25 protein-coding genes and 1 pseudogene are annotated in these 19,567 nt (G+C 48.5%); 18 read left to right on the top strand and 8 right to left on the bottom strand.

The features are described 5' to 3' along the window. Window positions 1–2: 2 nt before the first annotated feature. From MKQ70_RS27735 to MKQ70_RS27725, 3 genes are read left to right on the top strand one after another with little or no spacing between them, the layout of a single operon-like run. Entirely contained in the window at window positions 3–782 is a 780-nt protein-coding gene (locus MKQ70_RS27735) for a thiazole synthase (RefSeq protein WP_248076183.1), read from the top strand. Continuing rightward, window positions 779–1,597: a radical SAM protein gene (locus tag MKQ70_RS27730; RefSeq protein ID WP_248076181.1), complete on the top strand. Its 819-nt coding sequence runs from the start codon at window positions 779–781 to the stop codon at window positions 1,595–1,597. Before MKQ70_RS27735 ends, MKQ70_RS27730 begins: the two co-directional genes overlap by 4 nt. Beyond that, entirely contained in the window at window positions 1,594–1,890 is a 297-nt protein-coding gene (locus tag MKQ70_RS27725; protein ID WP_248076162.1) for a ThiH family protein, read from the top strand. The genes MKQ70_RS27730 and MKQ70_RS27725 overlap by 4 nt, the downstream gene beginning before the upstream one ends. Here the strand turns inward: MKQ70_RS27725 and MKQ70_RS41560 are convergent. The 7 genes from MKQ70_RS41560 to MKQ70_RS39755 all read right to left on the bottom strand — a co-directional run bounded on the left by MKQ70_RS41560 (window position 1,887) and on the right by MKQ70_RS39755 (window position 6,871). Then, window positions 1,887–2,888, bottom strand: a complete 1,002-nt coding sequence (locus tag MKQ70_RS41560) for a BamA/TamA family outer membrane protein (RefSeq protein ID WP_248076161.1) — start codon at window positions 2,886–2,888, stop codon at window positions 1,887–1,889. The genes MKQ70_RS27725 and MKQ70_RS41560 overlap by 4 nt on opposite strands. Window positions 2,889–3,112: 224 nt before the next feature. Further along, on the bottom strand, window positions 3,113–3,676 hold the full coding sequence (locus MKQ70_RS27715) for a hypothetical protein (RefSeq protein ID WP_248076117.1): 564 nt from the start codon (window positions 3,674–3,676) through the stop codon (window positions 3,113–3,115). A 459-nt stretch (window positions 3,677–4,135) separates the two neighbouring features. Continuing rightward, complete coding sequence (locus tag MKQ70_RS27710; protein ID WP_248076113.1) at window positions 4,136–4,738, bottom strand: NUDIX hydrolase; 603 nt, start codon at window positions 4,736–4,738, stop codon at window positions 4,136–4,138. Window positions 4,739–4,898: 160 nt separating this feature from the next. Then, a complete protein-coding gene (locus MKQ70_RS27705; RefSeq protein WP_248076110.1) occupies window positions 4,899–5,252 on the bottom strand; it encodes a hypothetical protein in 354 nt (117 codons plus the stop codon). A gap of 1 nt (window position 5,253) precedes the next feature. Next, complete coding sequence (locus tag MKQ70_RS27700; protein ID WP_248076107.1) at window positions 5,254–5,388, bottom strand: hypothetical protein; 135 nt, start codon at window positions 5,386–5,388, stop codon at window positions 5,254–5,256. A 2-nt stretch (window positions 5,389–5,390) separates the two neighbouring features. After that, entirely contained in the window at window positions 5,391–5,939 is a 549-nt protein-coding gene (locus MKQ70_RS39760; protein WP_282457656.1) for a M28 family peptidase, read from the bottom strand. 26 nt (window positions 5,940–5,965) lie between these two features. Continuing rightward, entirely contained in the window at window positions 5,966–6,871 is a 906-nt protein-coding gene (locus tag MKQ70_RS39755) for a M28 family peptidase (protein ID WP_308199206.1), read from the bottom strand. A 171-nt stretch (window positions 6,872–7,042) separates the two neighbouring features. On the opposite strand from MKQ70_RS39755, the gene gcvT reads away from it, so the two are divergent. The 13 genes and pseudogenes from gcvT to MKQ70_RS39750 all read left to right on the top strand — a co-directional run. Continuing rightward, a complete protein-coding gene (gene gcvT / locus MKQ70_RS27690) occupies window positions 7,043–8,131 on the top strand; it encodes a glycine cleavage system aminomethyltransferase GcvT (protein WP_248076104.1) in 1,089 nt (362 codons plus the stop codon). 94 nt (window positions 8,132–8,225) lie between these two features. Further along, the gene (locus tag MKQ70_RS27685) at window positions 8,226–8,699 is read left to right on the top strand and encodes an SRPBCC family protein (protein WP_248076102.1); all 474 of its coding nucleotides are present in this window, start codon (window positions 8,226–8,228) and stop codon (window positions 8,697–8,699) included. Window positions 8,700–8,716: 17 nt separating this feature from the next. Further along, window positions 8,717–9,439, top strand: a complete 723-nt coding sequence (locus MKQ70_RS27680; RefSeq protein ID WP_248076098.1) for a 2-phosphosulfolactate phosphatase — start codon at window positions 8,717–8,719, stop codon at window positions 9,437–9,439. 208 nt (window positions 9,440–9,647) lie between these two features. Further along, window positions 9,648–10,388 (top strand): SWIM zinc finger family protein, encoded by a 741-nt coding sequence (locus MKQ70_RS27675; RefSeq protein ID WP_248076096.1) that lies wholly within the window; start codon window positions 9,648–9,650, stop codon window positions 10,386–10,388. Between the two features lie 43 nt (window positions 10,389–10,431). Continuing rightward, window positions 10,432–10,683: a hypothetical protein gene (locus MKQ70_RS27670; protein ID WP_248076071.1), complete on the top strand. Its 252-nt coding sequence runs from the start codon at window positions 10,432–10,434 to the stop codon at window positions 10,681–10,683. 2 nt (window positions 10,684–10,685) lie between these two features. Then, window positions 10,686–11,204 (top strand): hypothetical protein, encoded by a 519-nt coding sequence (locus MKQ70_RS27665; RefSeq protein WP_248076068.1) that lies wholly within the window; start codon window positions 10,686–10,688, stop codon window positions 11,202–11,204. Continuing rightward, window positions 11,168–11,344 carry a hypothetical protein gene (locus MKQ70_RS27660; RefSeq protein ID WP_248076058.1) on the top strand — a complete coding sequence of 59 codons (177 nt, stop codon included), beginning with the start codon at window positions 11,168–11,170 and terminating at the stop codon, window positions 11,342–11,344. Before MKQ70_RS27665 ends, MKQ70_RS27660 begins: the two co-directional genes overlap by 37 nt. A gap of 26 nt (window positions 11,345–11,370) precedes the next feature. Then, window positions 11,371–11,550, top strand: a complete 180-nt coding sequence (locus MKQ70_RS27655) for a hypothetical protein (protein ID WP_248076056.1) — start codon at window positions 11,371–11,373, stop codon at window positions 11,548–11,550. Between the two features lie 5 nt (window positions 11,551–11,555). Continuing rightward, complete coding sequence (locus MKQ70_RS27650; RefSeq protein WP_248076047.1) at window positions 11,556–13,382, top strand: DEAD/DEAH box helicase; 1,827 nt, start codon at window positions 11,556–11,558, stop codon at window positions 13,380–13,382. Window positions 13,383–13,656: 274 nt separating this feature from the next. Beyond that, window positions 13,657–14,916 (top strand): pyridoxal phosphate-dependent aminotransferase, encoded by a 1,260-nt coding sequence (locus tag MKQ70_RS27645; RefSeq protein WP_248076044.1) that lies wholly within the window; start codon window positions 13,657–13,659, stop codon window positions 14,914–14,916. 591 nt (window positions 14,917–15,507) lie between these two features. Beyond that, window positions 15,508–16,371, top strand: a complete 864-nt coding sequence (locus MKQ70_RS27640; RefSeq protein WP_248068777.1) for an IS3 family transposase — start codon at window positions 15,508–15,510, stop codon at window positions 16,369–16,371. Window positions 16,372–16,911: 540 nt separating this feature from the next. Beyond that, window positions 16,912–17,523 carry a TetR/AcrR family transcriptional regulator gene (locus tag MKQ70_RS27635; protein WP_248076024.1) on the top strand — a complete coding sequence of 204 codons (612 nt, stop codon included), beginning with the start codon at window positions 16,912–16,914 and terminating at the stop codon, window positions 17,521–17,523. Between the two features lie 111 nt (window positions 17,524–17,634). Next, window positions 17,635–17,817, top strand: a pseudogene (locus MKQ70_RS39750) (hypothetical protein); the annotation flags it as partial. 30 nt (window positions 17,818–17,847) lie between these two features. Here the strand turns inward: MKQ70_RS39750 and MKQ70_RS27630 are convergent. Further along, a complete protein-coding gene (locus tag MKQ70_RS27630) occupies window positions 17,848–18,063 on the bottom strand; it encodes a hypothetical protein (protein ID WP_248076019.1) in 216 nt (71 codons plus the stop codon). A 111-nt stretch (window positions 18,064–18,174) separates the two neighbouring features. Here MKQ70_RS27630 and MKQ70_RS27625 point away from each other — a divergent pair, with 111 nt between their 5' ends. Next, a complete protein-coding gene (locus MKQ70_RS27625; protein WP_248076018.1) occupies window positions 18,175–18,648 on the top strand; it encodes a TolC family protein in 474 nt (157 codons plus the stop codon). Then, window positions 18,627–19,532: a TolC family protein gene (locus MKQ70_RS27620; RefSeq protein ID WP_248076015.1), complete on the top strand. Its 906-nt coding sequence runs from the start codon at window positions 18,627–18,629 to the stop codon at window positions 19,530–19,532. The genes MKQ70_RS27625 and MKQ70_RS27620 overlap by 22 nt, the downstream gene beginning before the upstream one ends. Window positions 19,533–19,567 lie beyond the last annotated feature (35 nt).

Below are 19,567 nucleotides of genomic sequence, written 5' to 3'. Positions count from 1 at the left end.
AAATGCAAACCTTAACCATAGCAGACAAAACATTTCAGTCGCGCCTGTTCACCGGGACGGGCAAATTCGGCGCCGTGCAGGTGATGGAAGATGCCCTGCTGGCCAGTGGTTCCCAGCTGGTAACGGTAGCACTCAAGCGGGTAAACCTGCACGAGCGTAAGCAGGACAATATGCTCCGTCATCTCGCGCATCCGCACCTGCACCTGTTGCCGAATACTTCGGGTGTTCGCACCGCAAAAGAGGCCGTGTACGCCGCGCAGCTGGCCCGCGAAGCACTGGCCACCAACTGGGTGAAACTCGAAATTCATCCGGACCCGAAATACCTGCTCCCCGATCCGATAGAAACCTTGCTGGCGGCGGAAGAACTGGTGAAGCTCGGGTTCGTGGTCCTGCCCTACATTCACGCCGACCCCGTGCTCTGCAAACGCCTTGAGGAGGTTGGTGTGGCGGCCGTGATGCCGCTTGGCTCTCCAATTGGTTCCAACAAGGGATTAAAAACAGAAGATTTTTTAGAGATCATTATTGCGCAAAGTAATGTGCCGGTGATCGTAGATGCTGGTATTGGCGCGCCTTCGCATGCAGCGAGAGCGATGGAGATGGGAGCGGATGCCGTGCTTGTTAATACGGCGATTGCCGTGGCGGGCGACCCGGTTCGCATGGCCACAGCCTTTAAACAGGCGGTAGAAGCAGGCCGCAGCGCGTACGTAGCGGGATTGGGCGCCGTGCAGCAAACCGCACAGCCCACCAGTCCATTGTTATCATTCTTAAACCCGGTATCATGAGTTTCGAAAACGTTTTTCGCGGATATACATGGGATGAGGTGAAGGCAGGCATTTATGCAAAAACGGAAACGGACGTACGCGATGCGCTTGCCCGGAAAACGCGTGGCCTGGCCGACTTCATGGCACTGGTATCGCCGGCGGCCATGCCCTTGCTGAACGAGATTGCCGCACTCAGTCAACTGCTTACTCAGCGACGGTTTGGAAAAACGATCCAGCTGTATGTGCCGCTGTACCTGTCTAACGAATGCCAGAACATTTGCACCTATTGCGGCTTCAGTTATAATAATAAGATTAAACGCAAAACGCTTACCGGCGCCGAGATCCTGCAGGAAGTGGCGGCCATCCGCGAAATGGGGTATGAACATGTGTTGCTTGTTACCGGGGAGGCCCAACAAACGGTAGGCGTGGATTACTTCTGCAAAGCGCTGGACATCATCCGGCCGTATTTCGCGCATATTTCCATGGAAGTGCAACCGCTGGACCAGGACGAATACGAACAACTGATCGCCAAAGGGCTGCACACCGTGCTGGTTTACCAGGAAACTTATCACGAAGCAGATTATAAAAAACATCATCCCAAAGGAAAGAAGTCGAATTTTGAATACCGCCTGGAAACACCAGACAGGCTAGGCCGCGCAGGCATTCACAAGATTGGTCTTGGGGTATTGTTAGGTTTGGAAGACTGGCGAACAGACAGCTTTTTTACCGCGCTGCATTTATCGTACCTGGAGAAAAATACTGGCAAACCCGCTACAGTATCTCCTTTCCGCGGCTTCGCCCCTTTTCCGGCGGACTCACCCCGAAGGTGGATATGAGCGATGCGGAACTCGTACAGCTGATCTGCGCTTACCGTCTTTGTTTTGAAACGGTGGAATTAAGCATCTCCACCCGTGAGTCGGAACTGTTTCGCGATAATGTGATCCGATTAGGAGTAACGGCGATGAGCGCCGGTTCTAAAACCAATCCCGGTGGATATGTGGTGGACCAGCAATCGTTGGAGCAGTTTGAAATATCGGATGAACGTAGCCCCGGGGAAATTGCGGAAATGCTTCGGAGGCAGCAGTATGAGCCGGTTTGGAAAGACTGGGACCTGGTATTAAATGGTTAAAACGCTTCGCCGAGCGAGAGATAGAAGCCCGTCTGACGCTTTTCTCCGGGCCGTTGCTCGCCAATGCCATAATCCAGGCGGACGCTGAGCCGTGAGCTTTTATCATAGAAATACCGCACGCCGCCACCAAAGTTGGGTTTGAAGCGGGAGATATCCTGACCATGGTTTTCGAACACGGAACCAGTGCCAGCAAAGGCTACTAGCGCAAAGGTAGGCTGCATATCCAGTTTCCACAAGCGGATGCGGATTTTAGGATCCAGGAAATAGCGGTACTCCGCCTGTGCGGCCAGGTAGTTCTGATCGCGGTAGCGGCCTGCGTAATAACCCCGCATAATAAAATCGTTGCCCAGCTCAGGAAGCTGGTAAAACGGCAAGGTATTGCCTTGCACCGAAGCCGCATAAATATTCAGTCCCACGGTATTATTACGCAGGAAGGTGAAGAATTGATTCGCCTTGAGCTCGAACTTCCAGAGCGGGTAACTGCTCAGGAACTCCGGCGCATACGAAGTATTGATGCGCACCATCGAGCCTTGGGTCGTGTAGTTTTGGTTGTCGCGATTGTCGAACACACCTGTAATGCCTATATATGTTACATATCCACCGTCTTTATCCACCAGCGCCATGCCTGGATAAATGCCTTTATTGTCCTTCGCGTTGAACTTATCGTGCTGGAACAACAGGGATGGTCCAACAAAGAAATGCCGGCCAATACGCTTTTCCGCTTCAAACTGGCCCTTAAAACGGCGGTTGCCCACGAGGGAGCGATCGTTGTAATGGGTGGAGTCGCCGGTGCCATAAAAGAAGAACGGGAAGTTGTGGTAGCGAAGGTTTCCCTTAAGGTGCCGGGCATTGTCACTTGTCCAGAAGTCGGTGCGGAGGTCCAACTTCCACTGCTTTTCGGTCGTAACACTGGCGATCATGATGATAGACGAGTTGCGCGTGCGGAGGGAGGGATTGTGCTTATCAATATAGAAAGAATACAAGCCAGCCACGCCCACTTCGAAACCTTTCTCCGGCGCATACCCAATGGCCGGTAGCGGAAAAAACTGTTTTTGCGGATTACGGGAATGGAATCGGGCTGTTGTGCCTTTACGCCTAGTGCCGCACAAATCAACGAAACACTCAAAATGAATTTCCTGCGCATAGATGCAAATGTGCGAAATCTTGCTCAAAAAAGGCTGCTCGGTACGAACCGGCAGCCAGTCAGGTATAATGGATGTTGTTAATCGCGGTTGTTGGGAGCGTTGTTTGAAGCCGTGCCGCGGATCCAGATTTCACCGGGTTTGGCTTTGAAGGGTGATGATGGAAGCGCGGCGGGTGCTTCAATCACATTTGTAATAATATTAAGGCAGATGCCATCCTCCTTTTTAGATATTTCGATTTTTTTAACGGCGTTGGCGATTATATTGATGTTATCCGCTTTAACCTTTCGTCCGTCAAGCATGTATATACCACCGACAAGTTTTTGACCGCAGAAGTCTTCCGCCGCCTTAATGAGAGGAACTCCTGCTGGCATGGACTTGTTTGTGGTAATAAGAATAACACCATTGTCTGCGATATCTCCGTACTTTTTTGTACCCTCGCTATCCTTAATGACAGACACTTCCGTAATGTCCTTTGGCTCCAAAGCGTTGAGTCCATTGGTATAAACACCGTTGACCAGATAAAGTGGATTTGCCCAATGATGATAAGGACGGTTTTGTTGTTTGGTAGTCGTGTCAACCTGCTGCGCACTCAACGAAACTGCCGCAAATAGGCTAACAAAAAGCAAAGGCATGAACTTCATAAGTGAGAATTTATATATTAAATATACCAAAAAAGACCGTATTTACTTTAAATCTCTGCGGGAACAATTTTTCCAAACCGGCTGTGGGATTCACTTTGAAATATTTGTGTGGATTTTACGCTAAGTAGACTACAGTATATATCAGTGAATCTACAATCACTTAAAAACACATCAACCGAAAAGGAAAGGGATATACGCAAACCTCAGGCCTTTCACTAAATGAAAATTGCGTGTATACCGGTGAAGCATACACGCAATTTTGTCAGTCCTGGTAGCACATCAACCTAAAACATGTTTTAAAGTTTGATTTCGTGCGATTTTAGCTAAATGCTTTACTATCGGGGATTTAGACTATTTAATGTTGTTTATACACAAAAGATTTTAATAATTCCGCCAATAGAAATAATTATAGTCGAAAATACACAAATATTAATAACTGATTGATAATTATCGAATTGTTTAAATCTCAAAGGAAACCCCTTCTTCCCGCAATTTCGAGTATTCCTGCTCGTTAAAACTGAACAATTTGGCAGGCCGGCCTTGTAAAGCAGCTTTTTGCTTCTCTTCATGCGCGATTAAAATACCAAGTGAATTCAGTTTCTTCTGGAAGTTTCGCCGATCGATCGGGCGGGACAGCAACAGCTCATATAACTTTTCCAGCTCCGAAATCGGGAACTTATTATCGAGCAGTTCAAAGCCGATAGGTTCGTAACGGATTTTGTTGCGCAACCTGGCGAGCGCCTTTTCAATGATCTGGTTATGATCAAAGGCGAGTTGCGGTAACTCGTTCAGCTTACACCAGCGGGCCTCGCGGTCGTCGCTCGTCTTATTGAGAAACGAGGACGTGATCACCGGCCGGGGTTGGGTGCTCAACGCCGTAGGACGAACAAGCCCGAAATAGGCAACGGACAATACGCGGCCTCTCGGGTCGCGGTCGGGCGCGCCAAAGGTATAAAGCTGTTCGAGGTAATTGATCTGGATGCCCGTTTCCGAACGCAGCTCCCGCTTTACGCAATCTTCAAGCGGTTCATCGTTGTGGGCAAAGCCCCGGGCAGGGCCCATTTGAAAATATAGGGCGGGATGGTGCGTTTCATCAGTAAAACGGATAGGCCATCCCGGGAATTGTAACCAAAAATTACGGCCTCAACCGTAACTCTAATGTGTTGATGCAAGGGATATTACTTTGCGCTAATATACTGCGTCACTTGATTTGTTCCCTTATTCATATTAATAAAAAGCGGATTTTTTTCGGGTCGAAGGCAATAACGCTGAATTTGCCCGCTCCTTCGTTGTGTCGGGGCAGGATAATTTCCACTTCCAGGCCGTTTTCGCGACGGAACAGGAGGCTGTCATTCGTTAAAGGGTGTGCTTTAAAATTGTTTTGCTGCAAAAGCGCCACGATCTCCTGCTGCTTTGTATAATATGCCGCTTCCGCCGAATCGCCGGCGGCAGGTTGCGCCTCGCGCAGTACGTACGTTTTCTCCGTGATGATGTCGAAGCCGTCTTTGCTCGGCTTTTTGCGCTCCCGGTTACAGGCCAATAAGGTAACGATGGCTAAAAGGGATAAGTATTTCATCTTAAAAAGTAATGTTATAGGTTTTTTCTTCCGCGCCACGTTTCACTTTTACGGTGGTTTTGTCGCCGGTTTTAAACGTGCCCAAAATCTGCATATACGTTTCCAGGTCGGCTACCTTTTTGCCACCCAGCTCCACGATTACGTCGCCGGTTTGCAGGCCGGCTTTTTCGCGGGTTTGTTATCGCTCACGCCATCTGCACGTACGCCGCCACCGCTGAAGGTGTAGTCAGGCATAATGCCCAGCGTTACTGCAAAGCGGGGACTCGTGCCCATCTGCATTTCTCTGGTTTTCGTGAACATCAGTTTGTCCTGCTTCGTAGAATTTTCGATGAGGTCGTATATCAGCTTTACGATACGCACTTCGCCATCGATGTTGATTTTATCGGCATCGTCACTCGGTTTGTGATAGTCGCCATGGGTGCCGGTGAAGAAGAACAGTACGGGCAGGTCGCTACGGTAAAACGAGGTGTGGTCGGAGGGGCCGGTGCCGGAGGAGTCGTACGTCACCTTCAGGTCCTTGGGCAGCGATGTTTTTAACAGCGCGCCCCATGAGGGTGAAGTACCGATACCGCCGATCTGCAGGCCCTTGGTATTATCCAGGCGGCCCACCATGTCCATATTGATCATGTAATTCACCTGCTTAAAATCCAGCGTGTGATGCTGCGTATAATACTTGGAGCCGAACAGGCCCAGTTCCTCACCCGAAAAGGCGATCAGCAGGTAATTACTTTTTTGTTTTTGGATGATTTGAGCATGCGGCCGATTTCGATGAGCGCCGCCGTTCCGGAAGCATTATCGTCAGCCCCATTGTGAATCGCCTTTTCGCCGGATGCCAGTGAATTTTCATCCTCACCATAACCGAGGTGATCGTAATGTGCACCGATAATAATGGTAGTGGGCGCATTATTATCAATATATCCGATGACGTTGGTGCCGGTACGTTTTGTCTGCTGCAGGTTCACGCCCAGCTCTATGTCGAAGCCGGTAGCCTTGTCGTCGGCAAGTATTTTACTGGCGCTGGCGTCGGCCCAAACCACAGGAATAGAAATAGGTTTGGCGGCTTCATTCAGCCATCGCTCAACGGAAGCATAACTTTCTTTCCCATTAAAAAATATCACCCCTTTTGCCTTATTCTTTTCGGCTTCCTTAGCTGCAGCAAGGTATACATCGGCCGGGTTGGTGTGTGGATTGTCCGTCTCCTCGAGTTCCTTTACATCGAGGATCCATATATTATCGGGCTCGTTTACATTGGGTAATACTTCGCCACTGGTGCTTTTGTTAGCGCTGAAAGGCAGTGGCACGAACTGTTTGGACGACAGGGCTTTCTGGTTAATTACCAGTTTAGTACCCTCGCCGGCTGTTTTGCCTTCGCGTATGGTAAATTCCTGTAAATAGTTGCCGCCTTCGCCCGGACCGATGCCGGCCTGTTTCATTTGAGTGGAAATATATTCTGCGGCCATTTTTTCACCAGGGGTGCCGGTCCTGCGACCTTCCAGCTTGTCGCTGGCCAGGTAACTGATATGGGCCTGCAGGCTGGCGGCCGCTTTTTTATCCACTTTCTTTTGAGCAGAAGCCATTAAAGAGAGGCATGCCAGCGGTAACAACAAAATTCTTTTCACAAGAATGATTTTAAACGATTTACGACGCAAAATTAACATCCGGCGTGGGATTGTGGTGCATAAACGCAATTATTACACCAATTTCCTATTTTTGCCGGGCCTCTACTCCCGGAATGCGCAATAAAACCAACCTGCGGCGCATCTGGTTGGGGAATTAAACCATTGAAAATCATGAAGAATACTCCTTTTACGGACAAGCACATCGCCCTGGGCGCGAAAATGGCCCCATTTGCCGGTTACAACATGCCTATTTCTTATAGCAGCATCAACGAAGAGCACCTTGCCGTTCGCAATAACGCCGGCGTTTTTGATGTAAGCCACATGGGCGAATTTATCCTGAAAGGCGAAAACGCCCTGGACCTCATCCAGCGCGTGACAACCAACGACGCCTCTAAACTCACCGCGGGCAAAGCGCAGTACAGCGCTTTACCTAACGAAGAAGGTGGTTTGGTCGACGATTTGCTGGTATACTGCATCGAGGAAAACAAGGTGTATATGCTGGTGGTAAATGCCTCCAATATCGAAAAGGACTGGAACTGGATCCAGAAGTTCAATACTAAAAACGTGGAGATGCACGACATTTCCGACAAAACCTGCCTGCTCGCCATCCAGGGGCCTAACGCTACCAGCATGCTGCAGTCGCTGACGGACGTGGATCTCGTGAACATGAAATACTACACTTTTGCAAAAGGTACCTTCGCCGGCGTAGAAAACGTGGTAATCAGCGCAACCGGCTATACCGGCGCAGGTGGTATCGAAATCTATTTTGAAGATAAAGACGGCGCTGCCGATAAAGTGTGGAACGCCCTGTTTGAAGTTGGCGGACCTAAAGGCCTGAAGCCAATTGGCCTGGCTGCACGCGACACCCTTCGCCTGGAAATGGGCTTCTGCCTCTACGGTAACGATATCGACGATCGTACCTCCCCGCTGGAAGCTGGTTTAGGCTGGATCACAAAATTCACTAAAGATTTCACTAACCGTGCTATCTTCGAAAAGCAAAAAGCGGAAGGCGTACAGCAAAAACTGGTTGGTTTTGAGATGATCGACCGCGGCATTCCCCGCCACGACTACGAGATTAAAACCGCTGCCGGCGAAACCATTGGCCGCGTAACATCCGGTACGCAGTCGCCTTCGCTGCAAAAAGCCATTGGCCTGGGATACGTTAAAACGCCTTTTGCCGTTCTGGATACAGAAATTTATATTGCCGTTAGAGATAAATTACTGAAGGCGAAAGTTGTTAAAGCGCCTTTCCTTAACTAGTAGTGAAAAAGTAAAAATTTTAACCATTATCCTGGAGAAAAACCTTGGGACTAGCGTCTTTTACTTTTTCACAAGAACCTGTAAAAATTACGCTATGCCTGTAATTCACATTACGACCGTCATTCATGCGCCTTTAGAGCGGGTTTTTGATCTCAGCCGGAGCATTACCCTGCATAAACGCAGTATGGAGCATACCAACGAAGAAGCCATTGCGGGCCGTACCAACGGCCTTATCGAAAATGGCGAAACTGTTACCTGGCGCGCGAAACATTTGCGTAAGATGCGCACCCTCAAGGTACACATCACGGCCATGCAAAAGAGCGATTTCTTTTGTGATGAAATGCTGGAAGGGGATTTTACCCATATGAAGCACGAACATCATTTCAAAGCAATTGACAATGGCACCGTGATGATCGACGTCATGGAGTTTGGTACTCCGTATGGCAAACTGGGAAAGCTGTTTGAGAAAATATTCCTGCATAAATACATGCAGCGACTGCTGGAAAAGCGGAATGAGGTCATTAAGGACTTTGCGGAATCGGAAAAGTGGAGGGTGGTCCTTACCTAAAACAAGATATTCGAAGCATGACTGAAAGTAATAAACCCAGGCTGGAAGTTTGCCTGTCGCCCGCACTGCTGCACCTTTACGATGTAAAGAACAGCATTGTGGTAATCATAGACGTATTACGCGCTACTTCTACCATTTGCACGGCTTTGTATAACGGCGCCGCGAAAATTATCCCGGTGGCTACCGTGGAAGAGTGTGTGAACATTGGCCGTCAGCTCGATGCGATCACCGCAGGTGAGCGCGACGGCAAAATAGCTGAAGGCCTCAGGCACGGCAACTCTCCTTTTGAGTATTCCCGCGAGTTTATTGAAGGAAAAGTGATGGTGCTTACCACGACCAATGGCACTAAATTGCTGCACATGGCGAAAGACGCCGTCCAGATCGTGACCGGCTCGTTCCCGAACATTTCTGCGGTATGCGATTACCTGGTAGCCCAAAAGCAGCACGTTATCCCGGGCTGCGCTGCCTGGAAAGACCGGGTAAACCTGGAAGATACCCTGTTCGCAGGGGCGGTCGTAAGCCGCATCCGCGAGCACTTTGAAGTAAACGATGATGCCGCCATCGGCGCCGAAACGATGTACGAAGCTGCCAAAAATGACCTGTTTGCGGCCATGCAGGATGCAACACACTTCAAACGCTTGTCAAACTTCGGCCTGGAAAAGGATATCCGTTACTGTTTAACGCCGGATGGGGCCAATGTGCTGCCAGTATTGAAGGACGGCGTACTTGTAATAGAATAGCAGAAACGAATTATATTGACCGGCATTCCAGTAAAAGGATGCCGGTTTTTTTATTTTTCACCCTCACCACCCACATTCCGGCCTTCCGATTGCCAGAATTTAGAAAATTTTGGCTTACTTTTGTGGATTGCCTTTTCATGAGCCGTCAAAAAATTAACGGACTATAAAACCCGCGGCTTGTGCCAAAAAGCAGGCAATGCATAAAAGCATGTCATTACCCCACCTGCTCAAATATGTGTATAATAACGGGACCGACGAGGTGATCCGCAGGGGGAAACGTATATACGCTACCGGGGGCGTGGAGCTGCTTGACGCAGATCCTGTGCTGAAATCAGCCACCTTCCGGGTAAAGAGCGATACGCACGCCAACTACTACAAGGTTTCCATCAATAAATACCACGAAACAGCGGTAATGAATATCCGTTGCCAGTGCCCTTATAACCTTGGTGACATCTGCCGGCACGAGGCCGCCGCCCTTTTCCAGCTACAGGAAATGCTGGATAAAAATCATTTCGAGAGTTTTGAAACGCAATATGACCAGCAACATACGCTGGTGAAAATGAAGTCGATAGATGTGAAAACACTGAAGCTGCTGGCTTCTCCGGACATCTACAACAAGGCGGAAATGATTTTGCGTAAGGCGCATGCGGTGATTAAATCTGCCAAAGATGAAAAAGTGGAGGCCGAGCTTACGGTAGACGGTCATACCTATCCCCTGATCCTGCAACGCAACGAAGAACGTAATTTCGATACACACTGCTCCTGTAGCGAATCGGAACACCCGGTGTGCGAGCATAAAACGGCTTTGTTCCTGCAACTGCTGCAGGAAAACGGCCCTTATTATTTCGATACGCTGCGCAATTGGGATAAAGAGAAAAACAAACTTCTCTCCCTTTACGGTTACGCCCTCACCGACGACCTGAGGGCAAGTTTTCATTTACATATGTAAATGGCAAACCTTTCCTCCGTGTACTGGACCCCAGCATCAAAAAGTGGAGGCGCCCATTCCGGCCGCTACCGCAGCCAATAACCATAATGAGCCGGCGGTGGAAGATACTTTGTCCGTAACCCGCCGCCTGGGCGTGGTGATGAACGGGAACGAGCCGCTGTATCCTTATTTTAAAGCAGATCTTATTACCGGCGAAGCCAACGATGAAGCCACCGAATTCGTGTCGCTCATCAGCAAGCTGGACCTCACCAAATACATCGACTTCTATCAATTCAAGGAAAAGATAGAGAGCTGATTGTGCCCGTGCGCAAAATCCAGCAAACAGAAATCGGGAAGTTTTTGAACAAGAACTCCCCTTTTGCAGGCATCTGGGAAAACATCATGCACGAGAATGCAGATGAACTGCCTGCCGAAACCAAGGAGCTGATCCTCGAATACCTGCATCCGAAATTGCTGAAGTTGTTGCCTGTGCTGGAAGAGCACCGGCGCACGTTCTTGCTGCGCGACGGACAAACGTTCAAAACCAAGAACCTTACGCCGCTGAAGATTGCGGACAGCCATTTGGGGCTTCACTTTAAAACGAAGGCGACGGCGAGTCACGTAGAAATTACTTGTTGGGTGGATATCGACGATGTGATGGTGAATGTGGCGGACAACCAGTGGGCCAGTCCCCTCATCTTCCTTTATAAAGATACCATTTACCTGTTCCGCCAGCCGCTGGATGCCTTACAGGTGGAGCAATACCAGCAGCACGGCACGCTGCGCATCGTAAACGAGGAATGGCCGGATACCTGCGCGATTACCTGCTGCCGTTGAGCAAAAACTACGAGATTGAGTTCGATAATGGTCTGCTCGCAGAAGTGGACGATATTATGCCCGATTGCCGCGTGTACCTGAAAGAAGTGGGCGAACCTTTATCATTCAGCCTGCATTTGCTTACCATGGTCATGATGTAGAGTGGAATGAGGAAACGCGCATTACGGTGCAGGAAGGCAGTAAGGTGCTGGTCATTCATCGGAACAAGGAAGCGGAAATGGATTTTGTGAACAAGATCCGCAACCTGCACACCAACTTCGCCGTTAACAGCAACTACAATTACTTTTTCCTGCGCGCCAAAGAGGCGTTGAAGAATAATTGGTTCTTCCTCTTTTTGATACGCTGAAGGAAATGAACGTACGTGTGTTCGGCTTCGACACGTTACGCAACTTCCGCTTTAATCCGCAGAAACCCGTTACCAACCTGCAAATCAGTTCCGGTATCGATTGGTTCGATGCGCAGGTGGAAGTAGTATACGGCGACCAGAAGGTGAGCATCAAAGAAATTAAAAAGGCGCTGGCCAATAAGCAAAACTATGTGCAGCTCGCAGATGGTACGCTGGGCCTGTTGCCGGAAGAATGGCTGAAGAAATACTCGCTGCTGTTTAAGATCGGCGAGGAAAAAGATAAAGGGCTGAAGCTTTCCAAATACAATTTTTCGGTGATCGATGAACTGTATGAGTTTATTGATGATGAAGCGATCCTGGTAGAGCTGGACGAGAAGCGTAAAAAGCTGCTGCAGTTCGACGAAATCCGCAGCACGCCCATCCCGGCAAATGTATTTGCCAACCTGCGCCCTTACCAGGAAAGCGGTTTCCAATGGCTGAATTACCTCGATGAAGTGCGCTGGGGCGGTATCCTGGCAGACGATATGGGTCTTGGTAAAACCGTGCAGGCGCTTACCTTCATACAGCACTATAAAAATAAGAACGGTAGATGCCTGGCGCTGGTGGTTTGTCCCACTACGCTGATTTATAACTGGGAAAACGAGATCAAGAAGTTTACCCCGGAAATGACACACCACATTCATCATGGCCCTGCACGTTTGCGCAGCGATGATGAACTGCGGAAATTCGACATCATCATTACGACTTATGGTACGTTGCGCAGCGACATTACCTTACTCATGAAGCTGGAATTTGACTATGTAGTACTGGATGAATCGCAGGCTATTAAAAACCCGCAGAGTAAAGTAACCAAGGCTGCGCAGTTGTTGCAAACCCGCAACCGCTTTGCACTGAGCGGTACGCCGATGCAGAACAATACCTTTGATATTTATGCGCAGATGAACTTCCTGAACCCCGGCATGCTCGGCAGCGTAGACTTTTTCAGGAATGAGTTTGCCACACCGATCGATAAATTCCAGGACGAAGAAAGGAAAGATCACCTGCGTAAGCTGATTTATCCGTTCATCTTGCGCCGCACGAAAGAGCAGGTGGCGAAAGATCTCCCGGACAAAATCGAAACAGTTATTTTCTGTGAAATGGATCCGGAGCAGCGTCATATTTACGACGCGTATCGCAATACCTACCGCTCCAAAATCCTGGGTGTGATCGAAGATCAGGGCATGGAGCGCTCGCAGCTCACCATCTTGCAGGGCCTGATGAAGCTGCGGCAGATATGTGACAGTCCCGCGATTTTGAACGAGCAGGAGCAATACCCGAACCATAGTGTAAAACTGCATGAGCTTACCCGAGAGATTACCGAGAACATCGGCAACCACAAGGTGCTGATCTTTTCGCAGTTCCTCGGCATGCTGGGGCTTATTCGCGAAAAACTGGAGCATCAGCACATCAAGTACGAGTACTTCGACGGCAGTACCTCTTCGCAGGACCGTGAAAAGGCGATCCAGAATTTCCAGAACAATGATGAATGCCGCGTGTTCCTGATTTCGCTGAAAGCGGGCGGTGTGGGTCTGAACTTAACGGCGGCAGACTATGTATACATTGTGGATCCTTGGTGGAACCCGGCGGTGGAGCAGCAGGCGATTGACCGTACACACCGTATAGGGCAAACGAAAAACATTTTTGCTTACCGTATGATCTGTAAGGATACGGTAGAGGAAAAAATACTGGAACTGCAGGAGCGAAAGAAGTCGCTGGTAAAGGAAATTATTGCGGACGACAGCGGCTTTATCAAAAAACTTACGAAAGAAGACGTGCTTTACCTGTTTAGTTAGCACATCGACATAAAATAAAAAGCGGCCGATTATCCCGGTCGCTTTTTATTTTATGTTGATAATGAAGGAGTTGAATGTATTTCCCACATTTATGAAAAGAATAATACTTTGGGTTTGTACAGCAAATGCCACTTTTTTGAATTTTTTCCTGGATATGGGCTGCCGAATTGAATAAATCAAAAACAACAGGGCGATTCTTTTAAAGTATATATAAAACGGTTACTTTTGCGGGCGCAAAAACCAATATTTAAAACATCAAAAAACATCTTGGGTTATGAAACTATCGCATTTAGCCGAAACGCTCATAGGATCTGAAATTATCAAACTGGCAGGGGAGATAAAGGAAAAGCAGGCCAAGGGCGAGAAGATTTACAACTTCACTATCGGTGATTTTGATCCCAAGGTATTCCCTATTCCGGCGGAATTTGAGCAGGAGATCATCAACGCTTATAAAGAGCACTATACTAACTACCCGCCGGCAGACGGTATTCCCGAACTGCGGAAAGCGGTAGGCGAATTCATCGCAGAACGCGAAAACCTTACTTACGACCCGAACAGCGAAATCGTGATTTCCTGCGGTGGCCGTCCGATCATTTACGCTACTTACCGCACGCTGGTAGACCGCGGCGAGAAAGTAATCTACGCTACACCGTCCTGGAACAATAACCACTATACACATTTCCTGGAAGCCGAACACGTGGTGCTGGAAACCCGTGTGGAAAACGACTTTATGCCAACAGCAGCAGAGTTGAAGCCTCTGCTGAAGGGCGCTACCCTCCTGGCCCTTTGTTCTCCGCAGAATCCCACCGGTACTGCGTTTGCAAAACAACAGCTGGAAGAGATCTGCGACCTGGTAATTGCCGAAAACAAAATGCGCGGCGAAAACGAAAAACCGCTGTTCGTGATGTTCGACCAGATGTACTGGGTACTCACCTTCGGTGATACACACCACTACAACCCGGTTGGCCTGCGTCCGGAAATGAAGCCTTTTACTATTTTCATCGATGGTATGAGTAAATCATTTGCAGCAACCGGCGTGCGCGTGGGTTGGGCACTTGGTCCCGCTAACGTTATCGGTAAAATGAAAGCGATCCTCAGCCACGTTGGTGCATGGAGCCCGATGGCCGAGCAGAAAGCCGCCGCAAAATACCTGGCGCAGAAAGAAAATGTAAATACTTACCTGAAGCACTTCAAAGCGGAGATCGAAGAAAGACTGGTGAAAATCTACGCTGGCTTTACCGCACTGAAAAATGCCGGTCATAACGTAGAGGCTATTGCTCCGCAGGCCGCCATCTACCTGACGCTGAAAATTGACCTGGTAGGTAAAACTACTGCTGAAGGCAAAAAGTTGGAAAGTCAGAGTGATGTTACGTCTTACATCCTGAACGAAGCGAAACTGGCCGTGGTACCATTCTCCGCGTTCGGCGCTTCCAAAACGTCTCCCTGGTATCGCATGAGCGTAGGCACCTGCGTAAAAGAAGAAATTCCGGAAATGCTGGAGAAACTGAAAGCGGCGCTCGAAAAATTGAGCTAGTTCAAAACGCATCGATTATATGGAAGGAGAAGCTGTATGGCTTCTCCTTTTCTTTTTTAGCCAGCTTCCCCACTTCTGTCAGCCGCCGTTGTCACTCACTTCAGCGGCTGTATCGCTATTAAACCAAAAGTAGCGCAATCCGTTCATCTGAACATGCAGGTGGTGGTGAATGCAGTCCAAAATTGTGGTGAAAGTGTCTATTCCTAAAATCACTTGACAGCGATAAGGGCTTAAATTTGTAGCACTATGGTACAAAAAGGTAGAAAAGGAAAAGCCGGTGGCATGCCGGTATATCCAGAATCTTTAAAAATCGCTGTTGTACATGAGTATCAGACTGGCACGCTGAGTCAGCAGCAGCTATGTGAGAAGTATCAGCTTCGTAGCGCCAGTACAGTTCGCGATTTTGTTCGTTGGTATGAAAAGTGGTCGTCTCAGCCGGCAGCGCCGCCTGCGTTGCCGGGGAAAGCGAGTCGTCAGCAGCACTCAAGGAGGCGCAGTTGCGTATCATGGCTTTAGAGTTATTGATAAAAAACGCCGAAAAGGAGCTCGGGGTTGATATCATAAAAAGTCTGGTACCAAACAGCCACTGAAATGAAGGAACTGTTGCAAGAGGTTTCATTTTCAAAGATTTGTGGCTTGTTTGGCAAAAGTCGCCAGGCGTGGTATGATATCAGAAGCCGGGATACAGATCCCGGGCTGCAGGAGTCGCTGGTGCTTGACTGGGTAAGAGAAATCCGCTCTGCCTTGCCTCGTATTGGTACCATCAAGCTTTATCATATGCTTAAACCCCGCCTGGAAGCCCATCGGATCAAACTTGGCCGGGATGGACTCTATCGTTTACTGGCCGGGCACCAGCTACTGATACAACGGCGTAAAAAGCGTGTTTATACCACCGACTCTAATCACATGTTCCGCAAATGGCCTAACCTGGTTACCGGGCTTGCTGTTACCAGGCCGGACCAGCTTTGGGTAAGCGACATTACTTATCTGACAACAGATAAGGGTTTTATCTACTTATCACTAGTAACTGATGCCTACTCCCGTAAAATCGTGGGGTATCATCTGAGTCAGCACTTAAAAGCCGTCGGTTGTATCAGCGCTTTACAGAAAGCAATAAAAAGCCGGCGTACGCCTTTGTTGGAGCTTATTCATCACTCTGACCGTGGTATTCAGTATTGCTGCGATGGCTATGTTTCTATTTTGCAGGATAAGTTCATTAACATCAGTATGACGCAGTCCGGAAGCCCTTATGATAACGCCCTGGCAGAGCGGGTAAATGGTATTTTAAAACAAGAGTTTGGCCTTGATAGGCGCTTTGGGTCTTATAAACAGGCCATAGAGCCGGTCGCTAACGCAATCCATGCCTACAATCATCTTCGGCCTCATCTGTCATGTGGGCTTAAAACCCCGGACAGCATGTATTATCTTGAATCCCAAAATGCTTTGTCAAGTTAAAACAGGAATTAATCCACATCTGACAAGCTTATTTAGTAATCTTCCCATAAGCTGTCAAGTTTTTCTAGTATAAGACAAAGCGCTTGAAAGTGGGGATGAAATCGACATAGCCCCCATAATCCTTCGATGATCCCTCGGTGATCCTTCGGTCATCCTTCGATTAAAGCACGTCAAAACCGCGTCCCGACCGAGCAACATCGAAGGATCATCGAAGGATGGTCGAGAGGTGATTGTCGTATTCGCCCCCGACAACCTGACTTGCGTCGATAAGCTCGCTTTGTGTATCATCAACACAAAAATAGGAAGTAGCGTGAAACGAGGATTTGTCCTATTGTTGTAATCTCAACACAAAATATAATTATCCACTTTAAGAAAACGTTACAATCGTTTCATTATAAACTAGTTAGCGCCAATAACCACGGAACCCGCCGTCCCTGCACCGTCACCGAAGTGTTAAAACCACGTTAATTAGTCAACTAATGTTACTATATTCGGAATTTGTTCTAATTTTGACTTTGTAACTAAAAAGTCAAAAGGTTAATGCATACAGAGAACAAAGACGAGATGCGGGACAAGATCCTGGAGGCTGCTCTAAAGCGGTTTTCTCAGTTTGGCGCGGGTAAAACCACGATGAATGAGATCGCCGACGACATCCGTTGCTCTAAGGCCTCGCTGTATTACTACTTCCCCGATAAGAACGGCTTGCATGCCGCCGTTCTCGATAAAGTGGGCGAGTTGTATTTCAAAGGGCTGGAAGAGGCTGTGGCTAATATGACCTCGGCTTCGGTAGCATTAAGAGATTTAATCGACATAAGGCAAAACTTCGTGAAGAAGTTTTGTCGCCTGGAATTATTCAAGTTGTTAAAGAACAGTCCACCTGCACATTTCGAGCAGAAGATGAACGAAGTAAAAGTAAAAGAAGCGGCACTGATTGAAAAGATGTTGGAGAAAGGCGTAAAGGATGGAGAATTTGAGGAAATGAACACGGTGCAGGTGGCTGAACTTTATAACCAGGTAATGATCGGGCTTCGTTTTTCTGCCTTACAGGGCATCCCCCATCTCGGGGAACCTACGCAGGACGAGTTCGAGATCATCATCGAAAAGCAAAAACAACTCGCACAAATTTTTATCAAAGGTATATCGAAGAGGTAAAGCCGGTTTAGAAGATGAACATGCACGACAGGATACTGGATACGACGCTGCGGCTCATGAGGATGTATGGGATCAAGAACGTGACCATGATGGACATCGCCAGGGGAGTGCGGCATTTCGAAAAAAACTGTATACGAACATTTTGAAGACAAGGACGCGATGGTAGAAGAAGCGATCCGTTTTATGACGGACGAGCAGCAGAACCAGCTGCAACAATGCCATAATGATGCCATAGACGCCATCGACCTGCTGTTACGCAGCGTACGGGTGAGAAACCATCGCCAAATCCGTTAATCCGGTCCTGCTTTTCGAACTGGAAAAATATCATCCCGATGCCTGAAAATAGTAGAAGATTTTAAAGCAACATATATCGTCAGCAGCATTCGCAGCAACCTGGAACAAGGCATTACTGAAGGCCTGTTTCGACCAACGATCAAAATAGATATCGTTGCACGACTGCGCCTGCTGCAGCTGGAAGGCGCCTACAACCCAAGGCAGTTCCCGGCCGACCAGTACGATTTGCACGATGTAATGCAGCAAACCGCGGTACATTTTGTATACGGCGTAGCCACGCTAAAAGGACATCAGCTACTGAATAAATACCTGGAAATCACAGAAAAAGCATAAAACACACGCCATAATAAAAAGCACATGAAAAGGTTGAAACTATCGCTTGCCCTGCTACTGGGCATAGGTGTGTACAACGTGAACGCACAAACAAAACTATCACTGAAGGAAACGCTGAAGTTTGCGCTGGACAATAACCACAAACTTGCGCAAACCAAGATGGAAGAGGAACTCGGACGACTTAAAACATCGGAAGTCCGCGCACAGGCCCTGCCGCAGATTAACGCCAACGGTAGCCTGACAGACAACGCCATCAAGCCTGTATTTGTACTGCCCGGCGACGCGCTTGGTCGTCCCGGTGAACTGGTAACCGTGCAATCCGGTACCACCTGGAACACCGGCATCGGCGCGGACCTTAGTCAGCAGATTTACAACCAGTCCGTTTTTACAGGACTTAAAGCGGCCAAAGCTGGCGAACAATACTACGCCATGCAAACTGCCCAGTCCGAAGAAAACGTGATTTACCGGTATCGCAGATGTATTATAATCTGCTCGTAAACCAGGAAAAGTTAACGGTGCTGCAGAGCAACATCGATAAACTGACTAAGCTGGTGGCCACCACGCAAACACAATTCGAGAACGGGTTGGCTAAACGCATCGACCTGGACCGCATTAAGGTAAACCTGGTAAATTATAAAACGCAAAAAATTCAACTGGAAAACCAACTGCGTACACAAACCAATACGCTGAAAAGCTACCTGGGTATGCCGTTGGAAACCAAGCTGGAGCTGCCTCCGGTCGAACTGTCGGAGCTGGAGAAAAAAGCGGCGGGACAAATTGACTACGGCAATTTCAGTGTGGACAACCGCATAGAATATAAACTGCTGAAAAAGCAGGAGGAACTACAGCAGTTCCAGAAAAAGGCTTACCAGGCCGAGTATTATCCCTCGCTTTCACTGAGCGCGAACTACTCTTACAACGGGATGAGTGATAAGTTCGACGTATACAAAGGTGGCAGCAGCACCACGGCTTTCTGGTACGACATGGCTGCTATTTCCCTGAAGTTGCGCATCCCGATTTTTGACGGTTACGCCCGCCGCTCCAAAGTGAACCAGGCGAACGTAACGCTGCGCCAGATCGGCCGCATGCAGGAAGATACCAAACTGCAGCTCGGCTCCGCTTACGAAAACGCGAAACTGAGCATGGCCAACAACCTGAGCACCATTCAAACGCAAAAAGAAAACGTTCAACTCGCCGATGAGGTGTACAATACTACCCAGAGCAACTATAACCTGGGACTGGCTAATCTTACCGACCTGCTGAACGCGGAAACTTCCCTTACCGAAGCGCAGAACAGTTACAACCAGGCCTTGTTGGAATACAAACTCGCCGAACTCGAGCTGATCAAATCCAATGGTAACCTTAAAACACTTTTAAACTAATCTGAAGTCATGAAGAAAGTAATTATTTACGGCCT

It is taken from the genome of Chitinophaga sedimenti, from assembly GCF_023156195.1.
In the GTDB taxonomy this organism is placed as follows: domain Bacteria; phylum Bacteroidota; class Bacteroidia; order Chitinophagales; family Chitinophagaceae; genus Chitinophaga; species Chitinophaga sedimenti.
This window is presented reverse-complemented; position numbering and strand designations above follow the sequence as displayed.

What these genes read in the sequence shown, in the direction of transcription:
- MKQ70_RS27735 (WP_248076183.1), top strand. Translation starts at nt 3, where the DNA reads ATGCAAACCTTAACCATAGCAGACAAAACATTTCAGTCGCGCCTGTTC.
- MKQ70_RS27730 (WP_248076181.1), top strand. Translation starts at nt 779, where the DNA reads ATGAGTTTCGAAAACGTTTTTCGCGGATATACATGGGATGAGGTGAAG.
- MKQ70_RS27725 (WP_248076162.1), top strand. Translation starts at nt 1,594, where the DNA reads ATGAGCGATGCGGAACTCGTACAGCTGATCTGCGCTTACCGTCTTTGT.
- MKQ70_RS27715 (WP_248076117.1), bottom strand. Translation starts at nt 3,676, where the DNA reads ATGAAGTTCATGCCTTTGCTTTTTGTTAGCCTATTTGCGGCAGTTTCG.
- MKQ70_RS27710 (WP_248076113.1), bottom strand. Translation starts at nt 4,738, where the DNA reads ATGGGCCCTGCCCGGGGCTTTGCCCACAACGATGAACCGCTTGAAGAT.
- MKQ70_RS27705 (WP_248076110.1), bottom strand. Translation starts at nt 5,252, where the DNA reads ATGAAATACTTATCCCTTTTAGCCATCGTTACCTTATTGGCCTGTAAC.
- gcvT (WP_248076104.1), top strand. Translation starts at nt 7,043, where the DNA reads ATGAAGAATACTCCTTTTACGGACAAGCACATCGCCCTGGGCGCGAAA.
- MKQ70_RS27685 (WP_248076102.1), top strand. Translation starts at nt 8,226, where the DNA reads ATGCCTGTAATTCACATTACGACCGTCATTCATGCGCCTTTAGAGCGG.
- MKQ70_RS27680 (WP_248076098.1), top strand. Translation starts at nt 8,717, where the DNA reads ATGACTGAAAGTAATAAACCCAGGCTGGAAGTTTGCCTGTCGCCCGCA.
- MKQ70_RS27675 (WP_248076096.1), top strand. Translation starts at nt 9,648, where the DNA reads ATGTCATTACCCCACCTGCTCAAATATGTGTATAATAACGGGACCGAC.
- MKQ70_RS27660 (WP_248076058.1), top strand. Translation starts at nt 11,168, where the DNA reads ATGGCCGGATACCTGCGCGATTACCTGCTGCCGTTGAGCAAAAACTAC.
- MKQ70_RS27650 (WP_248076047.1), top strand. Translation starts at nt 11,556, where the DNA reads ATGAACGTACGTGTGTTCGGCTTCGACACGTTACGCAACTTCCGCTTT.
- MKQ70_RS27645 (WP_248076044.1), top strand. Translation starts at nt 13,657, where the DNA reads ATGAAACTATCGCATTTAGCCGAAACGCTCATAGGATCTGAAATTATC.
- MKQ70_RS27640 (WP_248068777.1), top strand. Translation starts at nt 15,508, where the DNA reads ATGAAGGAACTGTTGCAAGAGGTTTCATTTTCAAAGATTTGTGGCTTG.
- MKQ70_RS27635 (WP_248076024.1), top strand. Translation starts at nt 16,912, where the DNA reads ATGCATACAGAGAACAAAGACGAGATGCGGGACAAGATCCTGGAGGCT.
- MKQ70_RS27625 (WP_248076018.1), top strand. Translation starts at nt 18,175, where the DNA reads ATGAAAAGGTTGAAACTATCGCTTGCCCTGCTACTGGGCATAGGTGTG.
- MKQ70_RS27620 (WP_248076015.1), top strand. Translation starts at nt 18,627, where the DNA reads ATGTATTATAATCTGCTCGTAAACCAGGAAAAGTTAACGGTGCTGCAG.